Source organism: Streptomyces radicis, from assembly GCF_003626575.1.
Lineage (GTDB): Bacteria > Actinomycetota > Actinomycetes > Streptomycetales > Streptomycetaceae > Streptomyces > Streptomyces radicis.
Map to the genome: position 1 here is coordinate 119,544 of NZ_RBDY01000014.1, position 15,845 is coordinate 135,388.

Sequence of the window (15,845 nt, forward strand, 5' to 3'; positions counted from 1 at the left end):
GGGCGTTCGCCGTTTCGGACAGCGATCTCTCGCCGGACGCGCGCAACGTGACCGCCTTCGGGTGGCGGAACTCCGCGAGCAACGGCGGCGCCTCCCACGTTGAGGTCAGAACGGCTCGAGGCCCCGGTGGGCGGCCCACGTTTCCGTGGCGTCGGCCATGGCGCCGAGCCAGGGCTGATCCGGCTTGCGCAGGGCTCGGTGGCGGTGCATGCGGGTGTGGGCGATGACGAAGGCGTCGATGGCTTCGGGGTCGGCGTTGGTCCAGGCCGGGCACTTGGCCGCCCATGCCTCGGCGTTCCCGGGTGTGTGCTCGGCGGCGATGAGCTGGAATACCAGCATGGCGGGGTCGATGAACGCGGCTCCGCGCGTGGGCCAGGACCAGTCGACGAGCCAGGAACGCCGGTCGTCGATGAGGAAGTTGCTGGGGTTGATGTCCGCGTGGAGGAACGCGTTCCCGCGGAACAACGCGGGGGCGCCGCGGTCGGCCCACCAGTCCCAGCGGGTTTCTGTCCAGTCCTCGGCGATCTCGGGGAGGGGCAGCTCGCCGACGCGGTTGATGAGGTCGACGACCACCGGCACGTCCGGCGAGTCGGGCGCGAAGTCCGTTTCCCGGCCGTTCACGCACTCGAATCCGAGCACGATCCACTCGTCGTCCTCGGCGGACCACAAGAGCGCCGGGGCGAGAGACCGGACGAACGGATTGATGTCCCTCTCCCGCAACATCTGATCACGCCGCCCACCGGGCCGGTTCCGCATGGCTTTGACGAAGAAACGGCCGAGTTCCCCGGTCACCACGGCCGTCAGGTCCGTGCTGAACGCCCTTTCGATCAGCTGGATTTCGGTCACGGCCCCGACAAGGGGACGGATCAGTTCCCGGAACGCGGGGTCGGGATCGCTTGCGGTGGACACTTATCTCCTGGGGCGGCATTCGATGCTTGGGACGCCGGGGCCACATTCCTCGTCGTCGGGGTTGCACGCCTCGGGGAAATCCCCCTTGGGAGCGCAGGGTGTGTTCGCAGGGTAACAGGGGGTCTGGTTGGGATAGCACTTGGGCTGACAATCCCCTTTACTCGCCACGCGGCGGATGGCGCTGTTGGCCTCCGCCATGGCCTTGCTCGTGAGGACCGAGACCAGCGGGCTACGCCGGACATTACCGACCCCCATCCAGGTGGAGAAGACGCACGGACTGACCCGGCCGTCCGGTCCGATGGCCGCCCGGCCGTCGCCGCACCGCCCACACAGGTTGGCCGCATCCGGGGCTTCGCCACCTGAACCTCGGCCGAACTCTCGGATGCGGTCGACACCGATTCTTGTCACTCCCAGGGACTCGAGATCGGCTCTCGCCTCGACGGCGCGCTGGTTGTCGCTGGCGACGATGATCCCGGCGCGTAAGGGGATGCCGAGGCGGACGGCCTTGGCGATGTTGGCCCTGGTACGGGCGTGGCTGGGGCGGCCGGTCATGGCGTTGTGTTCACCGGCCTGGTCGGAGTAGTACGACGTGGCGAGCGAAACACCCTCGCGTCGGTACAACTCCCAGTGCGCGTCGGGCACGTGGACGAGGTTGCTGAATACCTCGGCCTCCAGGCCGAGCGCCCACGCGTGGTCCAGTATCTCGGTGAAGTGCGGGTGCAACGTCGGCTCTCCGCCGATGAGTTGAACGTTGCGGACACCGGCGTCCCGCGCCTGATCGAGGACGCCGATCCAGTCCTCGCGCGTCATCACGCCATGGGAGCCGTCCGACCCGGATGCGTTGTAGCAGTGAACGCACGCGAGTTGGCACTTGCGGGTCAGGTCGAGCCACAGCAGTCGAGGTGCTGGCATCGGGGCCCCTTCTCGCCGGTTGGTGGACGCCGGATGCCTTTCACCTTGCGGTGTCATCGGTGTCCCGCCGAGCGGGCGCACGAGGCATGAGGGCGGCGCGACGGAGCGTTGGGGGGCGCGCGAGTTCTGCGGGTATGAACGGAGTCGATCGGGTAGAGGGGTGGGGCGGGGCCGTCTTTCCCCGGCTCTCTCGGGGGAAGACGGCCCCGTTCGTTCGATTTACAGCGTGCCGTCGAGGATGGCCTGGCGGAACGCGTTCCACTCGGCGGCCGTGTAACGCAACGCCTCCCGCTCGGGGTTCTTCGAGTCGCGCATCGCGACCCCGCCGCCGGGGAGGTCGGTGATCTCGACGCAGTTGTTCGCTCCGTTGCTGCGGGGGGACTTGCGCCAAACCGCGTTCGACAGGTCGAGGGCGTAGAGGTCTTCCTTGAGGGCGTTCACTTGCTGTTCCTTTCCAGGAGGGTCTTGATGAGCTGCCGTGAGTCATCCACGGACAATGCGGCGGCGACGACGCGTTCGAAGGCGGCCTCGAAGGCCCTTACGTCTTCCATGCCTTCGATGAAGTGACCACCCTGGATGTTCTCCAGCATGACCACGGTGGGCCAGGGGTGCGGGAAGCGCACGATCTCGAAGTGGCCCAGCATGCCCGGGTGCGGAGTGCCGACCAGCGGCATCACCTGGATGGTGATGTTCGGGAGGTCGATCATGTCCAGCAAATGCCGGAGTTGCTGGCGCATGAGATATGGCAGCCCAGCGAACCGCTGGTGCAACGCGGCCTCGTGGATGACGGCCCACAGCCTCAACGGCTGGCCGTCCGCCCTGGTCGTCAGGATGGCCTGACGCGTCTTGCGGACCTCGGCGAGGGCGGCAACCTCCTGCGGTGTGAGCGAGCCATCGATTGCCGCGATGATCTCACGGGCGTAGGCGCCGGTTTGGAGCAGTCCGGGGATCAGTCCCGGCGTGAAGATATGGAGGCTCTCCGCGTCCGTTTCCAGGGCCAGATAGTCCTTGTAGCTCAGACCGAGGGTGCCGCCGTACGCCTGCCACCAGCCCTGCTTTCCGGCGTCCTTGGCCAATTCCTCCAGTGCCCTGATCACCGACAGGTCGCTGACGCCGTACTGCGCCAGCAGCTTGGCGACGTCCTGGGGGAGGAGGCGTGCGACGGCGTTCTCCATGCGGGAGAGCTTGCTGTCGTCCCACCCCATCGCTCTGGCCGCAGTGACCAGAGTGATCCCGGCGTCGTTCCGGTACCTCCGGATGGTTTGGCCGAGCCGCCGCCTGCGCAGCGTGGGGATCGCTCGAACATTCGGCATGGTGCTATTTCACACTCCCTGGGTGTCGGAACAGAAGCTCTGGGTGCGCGTTCGGCCCCCTCGGGTGCGACAGACAAGCCCTGTGGTGCCTCAACTTCTGGCAATTGGGCATCCAACGTTGCCTGTTGACCCTTCGTAGTCGCATTCTTCCTCACCCGGCGCGATGTCGCAGCCCGCTGCGGATCGCTCACCGGGAGTCGAACGCCCCCACGGCGACAAGGGGTTAAACCATGCCCAAAGCCTTGGCCCCCCGGCCACCCGACTGGTTGACGTTCGGTGCCCGCGTGCGTGATGCGGGGACCGGCAGTGTTGGCACCGTTCAACTCCTCCAGGACGCACGGCACTTGGTCACCACACGCCGCATGGAACGGCCCGTGCGCGTCCTGTTGAGGCCGGAGTGCCGGGAGCGGTGTCCGTGGTGGGCGTCCGTCTGTGACCTCGAACTCGCGCCGGTCCGACCGTCCACCCTCTTTTGAGAAGGACCTCAATTGCCATGCCTGTTCGCGCTGTTCCCGCTCCGCCGCGTCTCCTCTCCTGGGGGCCGAGGTCCCTGCCCGTTCCGTATGCCGCCGCGTGGACGGGGGAAGGCGGGGGCCTGGTGGGCGCGTTGACCGTTCGGCCCGACGGGAAGGGGCTCGGCTACCGCGACGAGGTGCCTCAAGACCGCGACGCGCAGGGCGTGTTGTGGACGCGGATGAGTGAGGCGCCGGGGAAGGGGCGGCCTGACTTCGGGGCGTTGCACCCCGCGCGGCAGCGGAACGCGTTGCTCAACAAGCTGTGCCAGGTCTGTGGCGGGCAGGCGAGCCGGACGTCGCAGGGCTGGCTGTTCCTCATCGAGGGGTCCGAGATGCCGGAGTGGGCGGGCGACGACTGGCCCGAGGGAGCGCTCTCCACCAAGCCGCCGATCTGCCGCCCGTGCGCCGCGTTGGCCGTGCGGCACTGCCCGCACCTGCGGCACCCGTTGCTGATCCACTCGCGCAAACCCCGCACCTGGGGCGTCTTCGGCGGCTTCTTCACGCCCGACGCGGTCGGCACTCCCCGCCCCCACCCCACCGACGGGTACCTGCCCTACGGCCACCCGTCCGCGCCGTGGTTCATGGCGTCGCAGCTGCTCGTCGAACTCACCCGCTGCACCGTCGACTTCGAATTCAGTCCAGCTCGCGTTCATCCAGGATGACCGGATTGCCCAGCGCCGCCATGTGCCCGTGGGGATGGCGCACTTCGACGCGGACGAAGCCCGATTCGTCGGCGCCGGTGCGCCACTCGACGGTGCCCGCGCCCGTGGTGGGCAGCGAGGCGCGGTGCGCCGTTCCCGCCTCGGTGTGCAGGCTGACCGTTCCCGAGGGCACGCCGCGGACCTCCACCCGCACCACGGTCGGGGCGCCGCGGGTCGCCAACCGCTCGCCGAACTCCGCGCGGCGATCACCGGCCGAGGCCGTGCACGCCAGCTCGACGGCGGCGGACTCGGCGATCCAACTCCGGCCTGCCCGCAGCCCGTCGAGGATCGCCCCGGTGCTCAGCTCGTCGGCCTGCACCACGGTGTGCGGGGTGCCGAGCTGGCCGCTCAGATGGGCGTCGCTGTTGCCCACCGCGGGGCGCCAACGGCCCCGGTGGACGTCGGCGGCGAGGGCGCGGCCCCACTCGGCGAGGGCGGCCTCGTTGTCGGCGTTCCACGGCTGGTCCGACGCCCACAGCCCGTTCCACACCTCGACCACGTCGAACCCCTGGTACGGGTACATGAACGTGCCGGACGCATACGGCGCGAACGGGTGCGCCGCCACGCACAGGCCGCCGACGCCGTGCACCTCGTCCAGGTGCCGTTCGACCGCCGCGTCCCGCACCCCGTACCGCCAGTCGATCACCTGACCGGGGCGGATGCCGAGCGCGAGCCAGTGCCCGGTCCTCGTGGTGACCTCCTCGCCCAGGATCACCAGCAGGTCGTCGCCCGCATGACGCCCCCAAGCGCCGTGCGTGGCCGTGGACTTGTGTTCGGTCGTCGCGAGAAAGTCAAGCCCCGCCGCCCTGGCCTCGGCCGCCAGCTGCCCGGGCGTCAACTCCCCGCCGTCCGAGGCCGCCGAGTGCACATGAAGATCCCCGCGATACCAGCCGGGCCCCCGCCCGGGCACCCGCATCGGCGGAACGTCCGACTCCGGCATTCCTCCCCCTTCGCCGATCGGCCCCCTTCGCGGGTCCGCGCCCTACGATACGGGCGGACCCGGACGAGGTCAGGGCCCCGCGCGTTCAGGACGTGTACAGCGACTCCAGCCTGGTCACCTGGCCCTCTCCGTCGAAGCTCAGGTCGTACCCGAAGCGCGGGCGGACCGAGGGCGACTGGGCCGTCAGCCTGCTGACGAACTCGGCCTGGGAGTACGACGATGCCGCGGATTCGTCGCCGAGCGGGACCGCGAGCAGCACCTGGGCGTCCTCGGCCAGAAGCACCTCGGTGAAGGGACCCTCGCTCGGGACGACCACCCATGCCTCGGAGTGGTCGGTGACGTGCGCCTCCTTCTCGGCGGGCCGCACCGACAGGTACGTCCTTCCGTCCTCGCTCCAGGCGTCGTCGATCTGCACGAACTGTCTGGCCCCCGCCCAGGGGTTCGCACCGGTCGACGCCGATGCGTCGTCGGCGTCGGTCTCGGTGTCGGTGTCGGCGTCGTCCGTGTCGGCGGCGGCGTCGGTGTCCGCCGCGTCGTCCGTGTCCGCGGCGTCCGCCGTCTCGTCGGCCGAGGCGGAAGGCGCCGCCGATGTCTCGGGCGCGGCGGCGGCCTCCTGCCCTTCGCTCTCGTCGGCGCACCCGGTCAGGGCCGCGAGGCCGAAGGCGAGAACGGTGAGGTAGCGGACGGCGGCCCGTCGGCGTGAGTGGTACATGGGAAAGGTCCCCCAAGGATCAGGTGCGTTCTGGATACATGGGCTCTACGCGCTGGCCCACCCCTCGGGTTGCACCCCGATCCCCACTTCTTCGCCGACCGCCCCCCTCGACCACCCCCTGAACTCACCGGGGGACTCACCCGGAGAGCCAGTACGCCTCCCGCAGCGAGTGCACGCGGCCCTCGCTGTCGTAGTCGATGGCGAACACCCACCGCGGCCCGCCGGACAGCTGATCCACCAGCTCGCCCAGCTCCACGTCCGCGGGGCTCCCTTCGGTCAGCTGCCGCGCCTCGACGAGCGTCCGCCGTGGCAGGGTCAACGTGTGCACCACACCGACGGGTGCGACGTTTCCGCCCTCGGCGCGGACCTGCTCGACGGTGACCCGCACCGTGTCCCCCGTCAGCGCCGCGCCATACACATAGCCCAGCTCGCTCGCGTACTCCTCACCCGGAGCGGGCGTCGGCGGCACGAACAGCGAGGCGGTCGGCGTCGGGTCCACGGCGGTCGGCTCGGGCCCCTGGGCGGCCCGGGTCAGCGACACCCCTCCCACGGCCAGGGCCACGGCGAGCACCGCGCCGCCGGACGCCAGAGCGGCCCGCCTGCGGCGCAGGCGCCGTTCACCGCGCGCCCGGATCCGCTCCGCGGCGAGCGGCTCCGCGTGCCGCCGACCCGACTCGGCCAGGTCGGCCAGGTCGGCGAGGTAGCCCTCCAGCTCAGTCCCGTCAGCCATGACGCACCTCCGACACGCGGGCGGTCCGCGGATCCAGCTCAGTATCGGCCAGCAGCCGTGCCAACGCCGCCCGCCCCCGGCTCAGGTGCGCCTTGACCGTGCCGATGGGGCAGTCGGCCTCGGCGGCCACCTGCTCGACCGTCAGGTCGCACAGGTGGTGGAGCACCACGGCCCGTCGCTGGGCCTCGGGGATCTGCCGCAACGCCTGGACCAGCAGCACATGGTGCGGCTCAGGTGGCGGCACCGCGGCCGGGGGGCCCTGGCGCCTGGCGAAGGCGAGCGCGGTGCGCACCCGCCGCCACCGGCTGACCGCGAGCCGCCAGGCCACCGTGCGCACCCACGCCTCGGGTGCGGCGTCCAGGTCCAGCTCGTCCCGGCGTTCCCAGGCCCGGACGAAGGCCTCCTGGACCACATCCTGCGCCTCGGCGAGGTCGCCTGTCATCGCGTACAGCTGCCCGATGAGCCTGCCGACGCTCGCGGTGTAGAAGGCGTCGAACGCGTGTTCGTCCGCACCCCGGCCGCCGCGCGGTTCTTCTGGTGGTCGCATGACTCTCCTATCACGCCGCACGGTGCCACCCGCGTCCCTCGCAGCACAAGCGGTCGGCGACGTGCGCGGCCCCGGGCCCCGGTGACCCTCAGTGGCCGAGGCCGGGACCGCGCTCCCGCGTCGGCCACAGCAGCAGGGCGAAGCCCGCCACGGCCAGCGGGATCGAGACGACGTGGGTCAGCAGGTCGAGCACCCCGCGCGTGGAGTCGAACGACTCGTCCCACCAGTCGAGTTGGAAGCGCAGCGTGATCGCCCGAACCTCCAGGTACGTCAGCAGCGCCAGCACCACCACGCCCGCGCCGCGCGCCGCCGGGCGGTTCGCCACGGCCAGGGCGCCGACCACCACGGCCGCGACGAGCAGCGCCGCCTCGTGGAAGTAGACGCCGCCGCTGAGCGAAAGCGGCGCGTGCAGGAGCGAGGGGTCCACCAGGTCGCGGGCGTAGTCGCCCCACGAGAACGCGTTCACGTCGGCCAGGATCCGCTGGCGGTCGATCACCCACGCGATGTGGATCGCGGCCAGGACCAGCAGCACCGCGCCGCCGAGCGGGGCGGTCACCGAGGAGCGGCGCTCCTCGCGCGCCCGCAGCAGCGACACGACGATCGCCACCGCGATCACGAAGCCGCCGACATAGGTGAGGGCCGTCCAGGCGCCGTAGTCGGGGTCGTCGAAGCCCTCGCGGTAGGTCGCGTCCAACGCCCCCACGCCCTGCCGCAGGCACAGCGCGAGCAGCACGAACGCCAGCAGCAGCGCGCCGCCCCGCGCGAACCGCCGTTGTGCGAGCGCCAGCAGGCCCACCGCGACCAGCGCGACCGTGAACACCCACTCGTACGGCGCCAGCAGCCGCTCGGGCACCGGGTGCGTCGGGTCGAAGAACGCCTTGATCAGGTCGATCGGCCGGGCGCCGGACTGGTCGAGCCCGTTGAGCAGCCAGGCGAGCACGCCCCCCGCGAAGACCAGCAGCAGCGTGCCGCTCAGCAGGTACGCGCCCCGCTGCGCGCCCGGCGCGCGCCCGTCACCGGGGCCTCGCACCGGGGGCGGCGGCGGCCCCCAGGGCGGCGGGCCCCACGGCGGAGGCGGCCCTGGCGGCGGCCCCGGCGGACCCCACGAAGGCGGCGGTGGTGGTGGTGCGTTCCCTGTGGCCATGCGACCCCCCGAAGACACGCGCCCTGCGGGCACCCTGCTCCGACGATCCCAGAAGCGTGACCCGGGAGGAAAGGGACAACAGACGCTTGTGGCACGACCGTTGCGTACCGGCGACCCGCGTCAGCTCAGCGCGGACCGCCCGTGCTCTCCCGCACCACCAGGCGGTGCGGCACCACCCGGTTCCTCGGGGGCAGCGGCGGGAGCCCCTCGGCGCGCGCCGCGATCCGGTCCACCAGCAGCTCAACGGCCACCCGCGCCACCGCCGCCTTGTCCGGCGCGACCGTGGTGAGCGACGGCACGCTGAAACGCCCCGCCTCCACGTCGTCGAACCCCACCACCGCCACGTCCTCGGGCACCCGCAGGCCCCGCTCGTGCAGGGTGCGCAGCGTGCCGAGCGCCATCTGGTCGTTGAGGCACAGGATCGCGTCGGGCTTGTGGCCCGCGGCCAGATACCGTTCCACCGCGGCCGCCCCGTCCGGCGTCCTGAACTGCCGCACCGGCAGCACCGCCGCCGGGTCGTAGGGCAGGCCCGCCGTCTGGAGCGCCTCGCGGAAGCCGCGCGTGCGGACCTGCGCGGTGCCCGTCGTCGCGGGCTCGGGGCCGCCCGCCTCCTTGCCGCCCACCGCCACGATCGAGCGGCGGCCCATGCCGACGAGGTGCTCGGTGGCCTCGCGGGTGGCCAGGACGTTGTCGATCGCGACGTGGTCGGCGCCCTCCTGGATCAGCTCGCCGAGCAGCACCACGGGCAGGTGCCCGCCGCGTTCGGCCACGTCGTCCGCCGTGAGCGCGAGCGGCGACATCAGCAGCCCGTCCACGAAGTCCGAGCCGAAGCCGTCCAACGCGGTGAGCTCGTGCTGCCGGTCGGCCAGCGTCTGGTGCACGAGCACGGTCAGGCCGCGCCGCTCGGCCTCGGCGATCACATGCGTCGCGACCTCGCCGAAGTAGGAGAAGTCCAGCTCGGGGAGGATCAGCGCGATGATCCCCGTGCGCCCGCGCCGCAGGTGGCGACCCGCGAGGTTGACCCGGTACCCCAGCTCGTCTATGGCCTGCCTGACCGCGGCCCGCGTGCGGTCGGAGACGTGCTCGTAGTCGTTGATCACGTTGGAGACGGTCTTCTCCGAGACTCCGGCGAGCCGCGCCACATCCTTGATCCTCGGCCTCGCCACCGCACACCCCTTACCCACCCACCCAGACACAGGACCCGACGATCGTAGCTCTCGCGAACGAGGGGCGGCACAGGTCTTTACAGGCCATGTACATCGATGTAAAAACGGGATCGGGACAACGGCCGCCCCAGGTTCACCCTCCGTGTTCGGGCGGGCGTCCGACCGAGCCTGAAAGGGTCGACGATGAGCCTTCCTCCCCCCGCCCGCGGGATCAGCCGCCGGGGCCTGCTGCGCGCGGGCCTCGCCGGGACGGGCGCGCTGCTCGCCACCGGGTCGCTCGCCTCGTGCGCCTCGCCCGCCGCCTCGACCGGGGCGTCGTCGCTCCAGGTGTGGGACCCGTTCTCGGGCGGCGACGGCATGTTGATGGACGAGATGATCGCCGCCGTGTCCTCGGGGCCCGACGGCTTCACGGTCGACCGGACCATCCTGGAGTGGGGCGCCTCGTACTACACGAAGCTCGCGATGTCCGCGGCGGGCGGCCGGGCCGCCGACGTGGCGGTGCTGCACCTCTCCCGCCTCGCCGGATACGCGCCAGGCGGGCTGCTCGACCCGTGGGACCTCGACCTGCTGGCCGAGTTCGGCGTCACCGAGCGTGACTTCACGCCCGCGATCTGGAGCCGCGTGCAGCACGAGGGAACGGTGTACGGGATTCCCCTCGACACCCACCCGTTCATCGCGTTCTTCAACGTCGACCTCGCCGATCAGGCCGGACTGCTCGACTCCGAGGGGCAGTTGCTGCCGCTCGCCTCGCCCGAGGCGCTGATCGCCGCGGGCGAGGCGCTCGCCGGGGCGAGCGGCGGCCAGGGGATCGTTTTCGGCCATGTCAACGACACCGCGCAGAACTGGCGGCAGTTCTTCGGCCTCTACTCCCAGACCGGCGCGGAGTTCACGCTGCCCGACGGCGGCACCCCGCGGGTGGACAGGGACCAGGCGGTGCGCGTGGCGTCGTTCATCCGGGAGCTCTACGGCGGCGGCCCCAACCCAGGAGGGCTCGACTACAACGGCGCGATGGCCTCCTTCATGGGCGGGCGCGCCGGGATGCTGATGTCGGGGGAGTGGGAGCTGCCCACCCTGCGGGACTCGGGGATAGCGCTGGGCGCCGCGCCCTATCCGCAGGTCTTCGAGCAGCCCGCCGCGTACGCCGACTCGCACGCGTTCGTGCTGCCGCGCCAGGAGCGGCCCGACGCCGAGCGGCGGCGCGAGGCCCACCGTTATGTGGCCAGCATGATCAAGGACAGCCTGACGTGGGCGGGGGCGGGCCACATCCCGGCGTACCAGCCGGTGATCTCCCGGCCCGAGTACGCCGAGCTGACGCCGCAGTCCTCCTATGTCGAGGCGGGCGAGTTCGTCGTCCTCGACCCGGCCAACTGGTTCGCGGGCGCCGGGTCGAACTTCCAGAACGCCATGAGCCAGCAGCTCCAGTCGATGCTGCTCGGCAACTCCTCGGCCGAGCAGGCGGTGGACCGGATGATCTCCGAGGCCCGCACCCTCCTCGACCAGCCCAACCCGGTCGCCTGACGGCGGGCCGAGCGAGTCAGCGAGTCAGCGAGTACGAGGGAGCGACTTACGTGAGTACCACCGCTTCGACAGGCGCCGCGGGCCCAAGGCCCTTGAGTGAGGGGGCCGCGCGGGACAGCGCCGCACGCCCCGCCGTGACCGAGGCCGCGCCCGGGGGACCGGGCAGGCGCGGGCGCACCGGGCTGCTGTTCGTGCTGCCGTTCACGGTGGCGTTCGGCCTGTTCATGGTGTGGCCGATCGTCTACGGGATCTGGATGAGCTTCACCGACGAGTCGCTGTCGCTGCGCGGCACGAGCTTCGTCGGGTTCGACAACTACGCGGAGGCGTTCGGCGACCCCGACGTGTGGAGCAGCCTGGGGAACACGGTGTTCTTCACGCTGATATCCAGCGTCCCGCTCGTCGTGATCGCCCTGGCCATGGCGCTGCTTGTGCACACCGGGCTCGCGGGCCAGTGGGTGTGGCGGCTGGCGTTCTTCGCCCCTTACCTGCTGCCCGTGACCGTGGTGACGCTCATCTGGAGCTGGCTCTACCAGCCCGATCTGGGCCTGGGGAACGAGCTGGTGACGGCGATCGGCCTGGAGCCGGTGGGCTGGCTCTCGGACGAGTCGGTGGCGATGTGGTCGATGGCCGTGCTGACCATCTGGTGGACGGTGGGGTTCAACTTCCTGCTCTACCTCGCCGCGCTCCAGTCGCTCCCCGACTCCCTCCACGAGGCGGCGGCGCTCGACGGCGCGGGCGCGTGGCGGCGGCTGTGGTCGGTCGTGCTGCCGCAGCTGCGCCGGACGACGGGCCTGGTGGTGATGCTCCAGATCCTGGCGTCGCTCAAGGTGTTCGACCAGATCTACATCCTGACCAAGGGCGGCCCGAACGAGTCGACCCGGCCGATCCTCGAGTACATCTACGACGTCGGCTTCACCGGCTACCGGCTCGGCTACGCGTCGTCCATCTCGTACCTCTTCTTCGCGATCGTCATCATCGTCTCGATCGCGCAGCTCCGCTTCTTCCGGCAGGGGGACTGACCGTGTCCGCGACTGTTTCTTCCCGGCCCTCCTCCGGGCGGACCCGCCGCCCCGCGGGCCCCCCGCGCCGCCGCGCGCCCCGTGAGGCGCAGGGCTCCCCGATGCTGCTCGGCGCCGGGCGGTGGCCGCGCGCGCTGGGCGGGACCGCGTTGATCGTGATGGCCGCCGTGTGGCTGCTGCCGTTCGTGTGGGCGGTGGTCACGTCGTTCCAGAGCGAGGCGGATGTCACGACGCCGGGGCTCTCGCCGTTCAAGGGCGCCTTCACGCTGGAGTCGTACCGCGAGGTCTTCGACCGGGGCAACCTGCCGGTCTGGGCGTTCAACAGCCTGCTGATCGCCGCGGTCGTGACGGCGCTGACCGTCGCGATCTCGACGCTGGCGGCGTACGGCTTCTCGCGCGGGACGTTCCGCGGGCGGCGCGCGCTCATGGCGCTCACGGTCGCGTCGATCATGGTGCCGCCGCAGCTGCTGATCGTGCCGCTCTTCCGGCAGATGCTGGCGTTCGACCTGGTGGACACCTACTGGGCGGTGATCCTGCCGCAGATCGTCGCGCCGATGATGGTCTTCATCCTCAAGCGCTTCTTCGACGGGATCCCGCGCGAGCTGGAGGAGGCCGCGCGCATCGACGGCGCCTCCGACCTGCGGGTCTTCTGGTCGATCGTGCTGCCGCTCTCCCGGCCGATCGTGGCGGCGGTGGGCATCTTCGTGTTCATCGGCGCCTGGAACAATTTCCTGTGGCCGTTCATTGTGACGAACGACTCCGACCTGATGACCCTGCCTGTCGGGCTCGCCACCGTGAAGGACGCCTATGGCACCGTCTACGCGCAGTCGATGGCGTCCGCGCTGCTGGCCGCGCTGCCGCTGATCGTGGTCTTCCTGCTGTTCCAGCGGCGCATCGTCCGGTCGGTCGCGACCACCGGACTCGGCGGGACGTGAGGCCGACCTCACGCGCCGCCGACTCGCTTCACCCGCCCGGTTCCACCTGCTCAACCCGTATCCCCCCAGGAGCACCCGTGCCCTCTCACTCCGCCGTACCCCGTCCGGAGTACCCGCGCCCGCAGTTCGCCCGTCACGACTGGCTGAACCTGAACGGCACCTGGCAGTTCGAGCTCGACCGCGGCGACAGCGGTCTCGAGAGGGGGCTGACCGACCGCGAGTTGAGCGGCGAGATCCTGGTCCCCTTCCCGCCGGAGTCCGAGCTCTCGGGCATAGGCGAGACCGACTTCCTCCACGCCGTCTGGTACCGGCGCACCGTGACCCTGCCCGCCGAGTGGGCCGGGCGGCGCGTGCTGCTGCACTTCGGGGCCGTCGACTACGACACCACCGTGTGGGTCAACGGCACCGAGGTCGCCCGCCACCGCGGCGGCTTCACCCCGTTCACCGCCGACCTGGACGGCGTCGCCGAGCCGGGCGACGAGGCCGTGATCACCGTCAGGGCCCGCGACCCCAGGTCGGGCCCCCAGGCGCGCGGCAAGCAGGCGATCAAGTACGCCAACCACGACTGCAACTACACGCGCGTCACCGGCATCTGGCAGACGGTGTGGCTCGAGCCGGTGGCCGACCTGCACCTGCGCCGCCCCCGGATCACCCCCGACCTGGCGGGCTCGGCGTTCCACCTCGAGCTGCCGCTCTCGGGCAACCGCGAGGGCCACCGTGTCGCCGCCGTCCTCACCGACGCCGACGGCGAGGTGGCGCGCGCCGAGGCGCGCGCGGACCTCGACCTCGCGCCCCGCCTGTATCTGCCGGTGCCCGAGGACCGGCGCCGCGAGTGGAGCCCCGACGACCCGCACCTCTACGGGCTGCGGCTCGCGCTGCTCGACGCCGAGGGCGTCGAGGTGGACGCCGCCGAGAGCTACGCCGGGCTGCGCGCGGTCGGCATCCGCGGCAAGGCGATCACGCTCAACGGGCGCACCGTCTTCCAGCGCCTCGTCCTCGACCAGGGCTGGTACCCCGACGGGCTGATGACCGCGCCCACCGACGAGGCCCTGGTCCGCGACATCGAGCTGGCCATGGCGGCGGGCTTCAACGGCGCGCGGCTGCACCAGAAGGTCTTCGAGGAGCGTTTCCTCTACCACGCCGACCGGCTCGGCTACCTGGTGTGGGGCGAGTTCGGCGACTGGGGCTGCGAGGTCGGCGGCTCCTCGGGCGACAACCAGCAGCCCGACGCGTCCTACGTCGGCCAGTGGCTCGAGGCGATCGAGCGCGACTACAGCCACCCGTCGATCGTCGGCTGGTGCCCGCTCAACGAGACCTACCAGAAGCTCCACGACCGCGTCACCCAGCTCGACTCGGTCACCCGCGCGATGTTCCTCGCCACCAAGGCCCTTGACACCACGCGCCCGGTCGTCGACGCCTCCGGCTACGCCCACCGCGTCGCCGAGACCGACGTCTACGACTCGCACTCCTACGAGCAGGACCCCGCCGCGTTCGCCCGCCAGCAGGCCGGGCTCGCCGACGGCACCCCCTACGTCAACCGCCACGCCGACGGCACCGCGTACTCGCTGCCCTACCGCGGACAGCCGTACTTCGTCAGCGAGTTCGGCGGCATCTGGTGGGACCCCGAGGCCGCGGCGACGGCCGCGGGCGACGACAGGACCGCGTCGTGGGGATATGGCGACAGACCGCGCGACGAGGAGGAGTTCCACGCCCGCTTCGAGGGCCTGACCGGCGTGCTGCTCGGCGACCCCGACATGTTCGGCTACTGCTACACGCAGCTCACCGACGTGTTCCAGGAGCAGAACGGCGTCTACCGCTTCGACCGCACGACCAAGCTCGACGTGGAGCGCGTGCGCGCGGCGCAGGTCCGCCGCGCGGCGATCGAGGAGCGCTAGGGCCTGCCGCTAACGTCGTGGCCGGGGCGCCCGCGCGGTGCGGGCGCCCCGGCGAGCGATTGGCACGGAACGTGACACTGACCCACGCCCACGGACCCCTCTCCCCGACCCCGCCCGAGACCGTCAACTACACGATCGAGGGCCCCGAACACCGCCTCCTCCTGACGCCCTTCCCACGCCGGGTGCGCGCCGAGTTCGGCGGCGCGGTCGTCCTCGACACGCGCGAGGGCAAGCTGCTCTACGAGACCGGTCTGCTGCCCCAGCTCTACGTCCCCACCGCGGACGTCGACCACGAGCTGCTGACGAGGACCGAGCACAGCACCTACTGCCCGTTCAAGGGCGACGCCTCCTACTGGACCATCGCCGTCGGCGACCGCCGCGCCGAGAACGCCGTCTGGGCCTACGAGCGGCCGCGCGCGGAGTCCGCGTGGCTCGCCGGGCACCTCGCGCCCTACTGGGAGGCGGCCGACGCCTGGTACGACGAGGAGGAGCGCGTCGAGGGACACCTGCGCGACCTCTACCACCGCGTGGACGTGCGGCGCAGCGGCAGACATGTGCGGGTGCTGCTCGACGACCGCGTGCTCGCCGAGACCGACCGGCCCGGGCTGCTGAGCGAGACCGGGCTGCCCAACCGGTACTACATCCCCGTCGAGGACGTACGCCTCGATCTCCTGACCGAGAGCACCACGCGCGCCGTGTGCCCCTACAAGGGAACGGCCCACTACTGGTCGTACACCGGCGAAGGGCCGCGCGTCGACGACGTGGCCTGGTCATATCCCCACCCGCTCGAGGCCGCGTCCAAGGTGAAGGGCGAGCTCTGCTTCGCACACCAGCGCGTCACCACGGAAGTGGACGGCGAAACCGTCGTATGAGCCCGCCACCGGGGTAG

At 71.3% G+C, this 15,845-nt stretch carries 16 protein-coding genes; 6 read left to right on the top strand and 10 right to left on the bottom strand.

Features of this window, described 5'->3' with window-relative positions; translation table 11 throughout:
- Window positions 1-105: 105 nt before the first annotated feature.
- From D7318_RS19330 to D7318_RS19345, 4 genes are all read right to left on the bottom strand, one after another.
- The gene (locus D7318_RS19330) at window positions 106-846 is read right to left on the bottom strand and encodes a protein kinase family protein (protein WP_230423892.1); all 741 of its coding nucleotides are present in this window, start codon (window positions 844-846) and stop codon (window positions 106-108) included.
- 63 nt (window positions 847-909) lie between these two features.
- A complete protein-coding gene (locus D7318_RS19335) occupies window positions 910-1,821 on the bottom strand; it encodes a radical SAM protein (RefSeq protein WP_120698362.1) in 912 nt (303 codons plus the stop codon).
- Between the two features lie 219 nt (window positions 1,822-2,040).
- The gene (locus D7318_RS19340) at window positions 2,041-2,262 is read right to left on the bottom strand and encodes a DUF397 domain-containing protein (RefSeq protein ID WP_120698363.1); all 222 of its coding nucleotides are present in this window, start codon (window positions 2,260-2,262) and stop codon (window positions 2,041-2,043) included.
- Window positions 2,259-3,134, bottom strand: coding sequence for a helix-turn-helix domain-containing protein (locus D7318_RS19345; RefSeq protein WP_120698364.1), 876 nt, complete (start codon window positions 3,132-3,134; stop codon window positions 2,259-2,261). Before D7318_RS19345 ends, D7318_RS19340 begins: the two co-directional genes overlap by 4 nt.
- A gap of 493 nt (window positions 3,135-3,627) precedes the next feature.
- Here D7318_RS19345 and D7318_RS19350 point away from each other — a divergent pair, with 493 nt between their 5' ends.
- Window positions 3,628-4,311, top strand: coding sequence for a hypothetical protein (locus D7318_RS19350; protein WP_147437759.1), 684 nt, complete (start codon window positions 3,628-3,630; stop codon window positions 4,309-4,311).
- On the opposite strand, the gene D7318_RS19355 is transcribed toward D7318_RS19350, so the two are convergent.
- From D7318_RS19355 to D7318_RS19380, 6 genes are all read right to left on the bottom strand, one after another.
- Window positions 4,283-5,290 (bottom strand): CehA/McbA family metallohydrolase, encoded by a 1,008-nt coding sequence (locus D7318_RS19355; protein ID WP_120698366.1) that lies wholly within the window; start codon window positions 5,288-5,290, stop codon window positions 4,283-4,285. The two genes, D7318_RS19350 and D7318_RS19355, sit on opposite strands and share 29 nt — an antisense overlap.
- 85 nt (window positions 5,291-5,375) lie before the next feature.
- Window positions 5,376-6,002: a hypothetical protein gene (locus D7318_RS32905; protein ID WP_183091543.1), complete on the bottom strand. Its 627-nt coding sequence runs from the start codon at window positions 6,000-6,002 to the stop codon at window positions 5,376-5,378.
- 136 nt (window positions 6,003-6,138) lie between these two features.
- Entirely contained in the window at window positions 6,139-6,732 is a 594-nt protein-coding gene (locus tag D7318_RS19365; protein ID WP_183091542.1) for a hypothetical protein, read from the bottom strand.
- Window positions 6,725-7,279, bottom strand: a complete 555-nt coding sequence (locus tag D7318_RS19370) for a SigE family RNA polymerase sigma factor (protein ID WP_120698368.1) — start codon at window positions 7,277-7,279, stop codon at window positions 6,725-6,727. The genes D7318_RS19365 and D7318_RS19370 overlap by 8 nt, the downstream gene beginning before the upstream one ends.
- An 88-nt stretch (window positions 7,280-7,367) precedes the next feature.
- Window positions 7,368-8,309, bottom strand: a complete 942-nt coding sequence (locus tag D7318_RS19375; RefSeq protein WP_183091541.1) for a hypothetical protein — start codon at window positions 8,307-8,309, stop codon at window positions 7,368-7,370.
- Window positions 8,310-8,548: 239 nt separating this feature from the next.
- Complete coding sequence (locus tag D7318_RS19380) at window positions 8,549-9,589, bottom strand: LacI family DNA-binding transcriptional regulator (RefSeq protein ID WP_120698370.1); 1,041 nt, start codon at window positions 9,587-9,589, stop codon at window positions 8,549-8,551.
- 183 nt (window positions 9,590-9,772) lie between these two features.
- Here D7318_RS19380 and D7318_RS19385 point away from each other — a divergent pair, with 183 nt between their 5' ends.
- From D7318_RS19385 to D7318_RS19405, 5 genes are all read left to right on the top strand, one after another.
- On the top strand, window positions 9,773-11,107 hold the full coding sequence (locus D7318_RS19385; protein WP_120698371.1) for an extracellular solute-binding protein: 1,335 nt from the start codon (window positions 9,773-9,775) through the stop codon (window positions 11,105-11,107).
- Window positions 11,108-11,157: 50 nt separating this feature from the next.
- A complete protein-coding gene (locus D7318_RS19390) occupies window positions 11,158-12,126 on the top strand; it encodes a carbohydrate ABC transporter permease (protein WP_408055511.1) in 969 nt (322 codons plus the stop codon).
- 101 nt (window positions 12,127-12,227) lie between these two features.
- Window positions 12,228-13,061 carry a carbohydrate ABC transporter permease gene (locus tag D7318_RS19395; protein WP_120698372.1) on the top strand — a complete coding sequence of 278 codons (834 nt, stop codon included), beginning with the start codon at window positions 12,228-12,230 and terminating at the stop codon, window positions 13,059-13,061.
- A 77-nt stretch (window positions 13,062-13,138) separates the two neighbouring features.
- Window positions 13,139-14,956 (top strand): glycoside hydrolase family 2 protein, encoded by a 1,818-nt coding sequence (locus D7318_RS19400; protein ID WP_120698373.1) that lies wholly within the window; start codon window positions 13,139-13,141, stop codon window positions 14,954-14,956.
- A 71-nt stretch (window positions 14,957-15,027) separates the two neighbouring features.
- Entirely contained in the window at window positions 15,028-15,828 is an 801-nt protein-coding gene (locus tag D7318_RS19405; RefSeq protein ID WP_120698374.1) for a DUF427 domain-containing protein, read from the top strand.
- The last annotated feature ends 17 nt before the right edge of the window (window positions 15,829-15,845 follow it).